The organism is Carboxylicivirga sp., from assembly GCF_982718395.1.
Genome location: NZ_CEXQWX010000078.1, coordinates 21,719 through 28,072, shown reverse-complemented (window position 1 = coordinate 28,072; position 6,354 = coordinate 21,719). Strand labels below are relative to the sequence as shown.

Here is a 6,354-nt window from a genome sequence, read left to right as displayed (position 1 = left end):
GCCAATGAGTTAGGCTTCGAATTTACGGAAGAAGATAATGAACGTTTAAAGGGCGTCAGCCGAATGACTTCATTAAATATTCTGCTCGAAATTGGAGGAATTACACTAAACGATGAGGAGAAACTCCGTCTGGCTGAAAAGAAAAATGAAAACTACAGGACATTTATATTAAAAATGCAACCAGATGAAATTCTGGATGGTGCCAAAGATTTCCTGCAAGAACTAAAAGAAAAAGGAATAAAGATCGCATTAGGTTCAGCCAGTAAAAATGCTATGACTATCCTGGAGCGTCTTGAATTGACTCACTTATTTGAAGCCATTATTGACGGTACAAAGGTGAGCGAAGCTAAACCAGATCCTGAAGTATTCTTAAAAGGAGCCGAAGAGCTTGGTGTTTCACCTGATGAATGTGTTGTTTTTGAAGATGCCGAAGCTGGTGTTGAAGCTGCACTAGCCGGACAGATGAGATGCGTAGGTATCGGTTCTGCTGATGTATTGGGTAAAGCTAACCTGGTAATAGATGGCTTACACCAAATGTCTTACGAAAAACTGATGGAACTAAACTAAAAATTACGGTTTTGATGAGGAATGGTGGCGATCACCAACTTTAAAATCTTAAACCAATTACGATGAAGGAGTATTTAAAACACGATGAGTGGTGCATTATAGAAGAGGGCTTTAACCCGGAAAATCATCAATCCTCTGAAAGTATTTTCAGTATTGGGAATGGTAAAATGGGTCAACGAGCCAATTTTGAAGAAACGTATTCCGGTCCTTCGCTGCAAGGAAGTTATGTTGCAGGAATCTATTACCCTGACAAAACCCGTGTAGGTTGGTGGAAAAATGGTTACCCGGAATATTTTGCAAAAGTATTAAACAGTCCAAACTGGATTGGTATTGATGTACAGGTTGATGGTCATTACCTGGATTTATATACCTGCAAAACCGAGAACTTCAAGCGCACCCTTAATATGAAAGAAGGGTATTTGCTGCGTGAGTTCACAGCCACAATGGATGATGGCAAAAAGATCGAGGTTAGTGCTAAACGTTTTGTCAGCATGGCCGACACTGAAAATGGCGCTATTCGCTATTCGGTGACCCCTCTAAACTTCGATGGAAAAATTGCCTTTACAGCCTACCTGGATGGTGATGTTGAGAATGAAGACTCTAACTATGATGAAAAGTTCTGGAACATTCTTGATATGGAAGCACATGCAGGTGAAGCTTACCTGGTCGCTGAAACAAAAAAGATTGGATTCCGTGTTGGATATGGAATGAAGATCAAGGCAAAAATTGGTGATTCTAAGCTAAATATCACACCTGAGGTACTTAAAAAAGAAAACTGGGTTGGTAATAGAATCGAACGTGTTGTTAAAGAGGGCGAATGCTTTACAATTGAGAAAATTGCCGGTGTAACCAGTTCTCTTAATTACGACAAGGATAAACTACTTTCTGCTACAAAGAAAGTAACAACAGAAGGTTTTGACAAAAGCTTTGATGCCCTGCTTAAAGACCACATTAAGATTTGGGCTGATAAGTGGGTATTAAGTGATATTCGCATTAAAGGAGATGTAGCTGCACAGCAAGGTATACGCTTCAATATTTTCCATCTGAATCAAACTTACACAGGTGAAGACGAGCGATTAAATGTTGGTCCTAAAGGATTTACCGGTGAAAAATATGGTGGTTCAACCTATTGGGATACTGAGGCCTATTGTGTTCCGTTCTTTATCGCTACTGCTCCGTCGCAAGTTACACGCAACCTATTAATATATCGCTACAAGCATCTTGAACGTGCTATTGAAAACGCTGAAAAACTTGGTTTTAATAACGGAGCAGCGTTATATCCTATGGTAACAATTAACGGTGAAGAGTGCCATAACGAATGGGAAATCACTTTTGAAGAAATTCACCGTAACGGAGCTATTGCCTTTGCCATTCATAACTATATTCGTCACACCAATGACGAAGCTTACCTGGCAGAATATGGCTTGGAAGTTTTAATGGGAATCTCCCGTTTCTGGAGCCAGCGCGTAACTTTCTCTGAGGAACGTCAAAAGTTCGTAATGTTGGGGGTAACCGGTCCTAACGAATACGAAAATAACATCAACAACAACTGGTACACTAATAAGATGGCTGTTTGGTGCTTAAAGTACACCATTGAAGCTCTTGCTAAAGTCAAAGAGATGGATGAGTCTCGTTATAACGAAATCATCGCTAAAACATCATTTGATTACGAAGGCGAAGTATCACGTTGGAAAAACATCATTGAAAACATGCATTTCCCATATAACGAAAAACTGCAGGTATTTATGCAGCAAGATGGTTATATGGACAAAGAGCATATCCTTGTTGATCAACTGGATCCGGCTGAAAGGCCAATTAATCAATACTGGTCATGGGACAGAATTTTACGTAGCTGTTATATAAAGCAGGCTGACACCTTACAGGGAATCTATGTATTTGAAGAAGAATTCGATTTAGAAACCATTAAACGAAACTTTAAATTCTACGAACCACGTACTGTACATGAATCATCACTATCACCATGTGTACATTCAGTGTTAGCAGCTAAAATAGGAGATTACGAAAAGGCCTATGAAATGTACCTGCGTACATCTCGCCTTGATATTGATGATTATAATCACGAGGCACATGAAGGCTTACACATCACAAGTATGGCCGGTACATGGATGTCGATTGTAGAAGGATTCGGTGGTAAACGTGTACACGACGGACAGCTCTTTCTAAACCCAATTATACCTGAGCAATGGCAAGAGTACTCATTCCGAATTTCGTTTATGGGTAACGACCTTGAAGTAGTTGTCAATAATAAAGAAGTTAGCATTATTTCTCATGCAAATAATCAAATTGATTTAATGGTTTATGACACACCTGTAAGTGTAACACCAGGTCAAACTTCTGTTGTGAAGGCAAAATAGAGAGATTTTTTAGCAATAAAAGGAGCCCCTTTGGGCTCCTTTTTATTTTCTTATCCCATTACCCATCTAATTAAAGATGCAATCCGTAAACCAAAGCTGAAAAACAATTGACAACTCTGGATTGCAAAATGATCATCAGCTGCATCAAAATGGTCATCGGAAATGCCACAATGTCCGATCCGACTGCCACAATGACCACCATATGTAAATGATTGTAATCCAGAGATTACAAAATGACCACCACGAGCGTCTAATTGCTACCCCGGGATTACAAAATGATCATCCGGTCCATCCAACTGACTGTCATTAACAAAAAAACCTGTATCGTACTGATTCACTGCAAATGAATAAACTATTCAGTCAATTACATTACTCACCTTTGATCTTATTGGAACATTAGTTGGTCGCATTGGAGCATTAAAGTGCAATTGATATTATCAACTTTGTAATATGAATTTGATCCTTTAAAAATGACACAATGAGTAAAAAGCCAAGAACTGAATTCAGTAATAAATATCATGAAGATCAACTGCTATTTATATTGATGTCTTACCGATTCAGAGTAGACCGCATACAAAAAATTATTGCTAATCCAATATTTGAGGCTCCAACTCAAGTTCAAAAAGTCAGAACCGAATTAATCGAAATTCTTCGACAATTAAAGTCCTTGGGATGGTACGTCCCACACTTTCAAAATTGATACTCTTTTACTCTAATAAAAACCCCAGATTCCCTGTTAATAATCCCCATTAACAGGGATTTTTTTATAGTACCAGAATTTGAATTGCAGGTGTTGTAAAAAAAATAGCGAGAGGGTAAGCCAGAAAAGGGACGGTTAGCTTACCAAACTCTCACTATAACCAAGAAAAAACAATACTAACCCGAATTCGACGTAAAATTTTGAACTCGGGTTACTAGATTGATCCAAATATCAATCGTACCAATAGAACAATTATTGTTATTACAACAACACCAATCCAAGTTGGAGGGTATTGTATTCCTTTTTGATCAGCGTTACAATTTATATATCTTCCAAGTCTCATATTTTCTATCTAAAACAAAGTATTTGAAGAAAGTAAACTAATGCCCCTGCCAAATAACCTGCCATTGCTATCCAGGTTATTCTCCTCAGGTACCACAGAAAATTAATTTGCTCAAGCCCCATTGCTGCAACACCTGCAGCCGAGCCAATAATTAATAAGCTGCCTCCTGTCCCTGCACAATACGCCAAACAAGTCCAGAAAGGGCCATCTTGCACAAAACTGGCAGCAAAACCAGTAACGGAAGTCATTTCAATTGGATACATACCCATTGAAGCTGCAACTAAGGGAACATTATCAACAATAGACGAAACGATTCCAATTAATAAATTAACAGCAAAAATATTGTGCACTCTTTTATCTAACCAGCCAGCAAGCAGATCTAAATGACCAGCCGATTGCAAAGCTGCCACAGCGCTTAAAACACCAAGAAAGAACAGGACAGTTGGAATATCAACTGCTTTTAATGCAGCACTCACTGTTAATGTCCTTTTATCTTCAGCACTCCTGCTTTTAAGGTATCTATCGGTCATGATCCATAATACAGATAAACCAAGTAGCATACCAATATATGGTGGCAAATGAGTAACCGTTTTAAAAACAGGAACAGAAATAAGTGCAAACGTACCAACCACTAACATAAATATCTGTTCCTGTCTTGTTGTAAATTCTTTGGTTTCGTCATCTGGCAATAATGGCTTTGTTGTCTCTCCTTTAACAACAAATACACTAAACAATCCAGTTGATACCAGCATATTAACCAAACTAGGGACAATCAGTGCTCCAACAATATGCCCGGATGTCACCTGTCCTCCTATCCATAACATTATGGTGGTCACATCGCCAATAGGAGACCATGCTCCACCTGCATTGGCAGAAATGACTACAACACTTGCAAATATCCATCGGTTTTCTTGTCGGGTAATAAGCTTTCGCAATACTGTTATCAGTACTATTGTTGTAGTCAGGTTATCTAATACGGCTGACATAAAGAATGTTAACAGACTAACAACCCATAAAAGCTGATTTACATTTGAGCTTTCAATTTTATTGGTTATCACTCGAAATCCCTGGTACTTATCCACTAATTCCACAATAGTCATTGCTCCAATGAGGAAAAACAAAATTGAAGCAATCTCAGATAAATGGTGAAAAAGCTCATAATGAGTAATGAATTCAGTGACACTTTCTGTATTCTCGTGTAGAAAGTTGGTCCAGGAAACACTCGCACCTTTGGCTAATATTTCTTCGCCACCTAATGCATAGATAGCCCACATTGTGGTTCCTATAAATAAGGCTGTTGCCGCTTTGTTGATTTGATTAATATGTTCAAATACTATAAACCCGTAGCCCACGACAAAGACTACTAACATTAAAAAAAACATAGAATCCCCCTTCTAAAAGATTGGACTTTTTATAAAACTATAATATCTGGTGAGGAAATTCAGGCTGTATATTAAATTAGCCTAATGATTCAGTTGGCGGGGAATTATCTGCTTCGAATAAAATTAAAGAACCCAATAAAAAGTAACCATTGTAAACCTTTTCCTGATTTAAGTAAAAACCATATGGTTTTTTTATTTCATTCCTGAAAAATCGATTTAAAATTTCAGTCTCATCTTCCGCTTCTTGTCCTGACAGGTCTAATAACAGATGACTTATCTGGCTGGCAAAGATTAGGTTCTTTTCATTTTCGCCCTCAATAATTCTTTCATTTGGTACACAGCTTGACCAGCTTACCTTTGTGAAACTTAAAGCAATCAGTGCAATAAGCGTATATATGTACCAGACCTTGATCATGAATGAATTTTAAGGCCGCAAATGTAGAACTATTTTTACAACCCCAATCCTTAGTAGGGAGAAAATTTAATTCCATATGATCAACTTCAATGAAAACAGAATTATTGTAACATTTTGAAAGTCTTCATCGTTACGCAATATTCGAACCGTCTGAACGAATGAAAGCAAAATATAAACACTTCCCTGAAGGTCAACTACTGATGGAGACCTTTTACGGAGATATTGCACTTGATGATTTGCATCAAATTAATCAACACCAATCGAATCATATTGATTTTCGACATGTGAAGAAAACTTTCTCTGACATCCGAAAAGCAAAAATATCGTTAAGTGTAGACGAGCTCAATAATTATATTGAAGATTTAAAGAATATGCTGAAAATACAACAATTTCGATGGGCCATTGTCACCGATCATCCTCAATCAACAGCTCTTTCGCTATTAATTAAGAATGATCCATTTTTTGACAATAAGGTTAGAGTATTTAGCACTGTTACAGCGGCCCTCATATTTTTAGGCATTGAAGTCCATACGCAGGATATACTAAACAATAACTACCACATAGTTGATTAA

General features: G+C 37.7%; 5 protein-coding genes. 3 read left to right on the top strand and 2 right to left on the bottom strand.

Annotated elements, in window-relative coordinates; all coding sequences use genetic code 11:
- Together pgmB and AC4MRQ_RS14805 are read left to right on the top strand one after the other, a co-directional pair.
- The coding region (gene pgmB / locus AC4MRQ_RS14810; RefSeq protein WP_491198467.1) for a beta-phosphoglucomutase at positions 1 to 567 on the top strand (567 nt) is incomplete at its 5' end.
- 62 nt (positions 568 to 629) lie between these two features.
- Positions 630 to 2,942: a family 65 glycosyl hydrolase domain-containing protein gene (locus AC4MRQ_RS14805; RefSeq protein WP_491198466.1), complete on the top strand. Its 2,313-nt coding sequence runs from the start codon at positions 630 to 632 to the stop codon at positions 2,940 to 2,942.
- 1,048 nt (positions 2,943 to 3,990) lie between these two features.
- On the opposite strand, the gene nhaD is transcribed toward AC4MRQ_RS14805, so the two are convergent.
- The gene (gene nhaD / locus AC4MRQ_RS14800; protein WP_491198465.1) at positions 3,991 to 5,355 is read right to left on the bottom strand and encodes a sodium:proton antiporter NhaD; all 1,365 of its coding nucleotides are present in this window, start codon (positions 5,353 to 5,355) and stop codon (positions 3,991 to 3,993) included.
- An 88-nt stretch (positions 5,356 to 5,443) separates the two neighbouring features.
- A complete protein-coding gene (locus tag AC4MRQ_RS14795) occupies positions 5,444 to 5,782 on the bottom strand; it encodes a hypothetical protein (protein WP_491198464.1) in 339 nt (112 codons plus the stop codon).
- A gap of 158 nt (positions 5,783 to 5,940) precedes the next feature.
- On the opposite strand from AC4MRQ_RS14795, the gene AC4MRQ_RS14790 reads away from it, so the two are divergent.
- Positions 5,941 to 6,354 (top strand): hypothetical protein, encoded by a 414-nt coding sequence (locus AC4MRQ_RS14790; RefSeq protein WP_491198463.1) that lies wholly within the window; start codon positions 5,941 to 5,943, stop codon positions 6,352 to 6,354.

Bases quoted from the DNA above. Each gene is read 5' to 3' on its own strand.
- AC4MRQ_RS14795 (WP_491198464.1), bottom strand. From the start codon at position 5,782: ATGATCAAGGTCTGGTACATATATACGCTTATTGCACTGATTGCTTTA.
- nhaD (WP_491198465.1), bottom strand. From the start codon at position 5,355: ATGTTAGTAGTCTTTGTCGTGGGCTACGGGTTTATAGTATTTGAACAT.
- AC4MRQ_RS14790 (WP_491198463.1), top strand. From the start codon at position 5,941: ATGAAAGCAAAATATAAACACTTCCCTGAAGGTCAACTACTGATGGAG.
- AC4MRQ_RS14805 (WP_491198466.1), top strand. From the start codon at position 630: ATGAAGGAGTATTTAAAACACGATGAGTGGTGCATTATAGAAGAGGGC.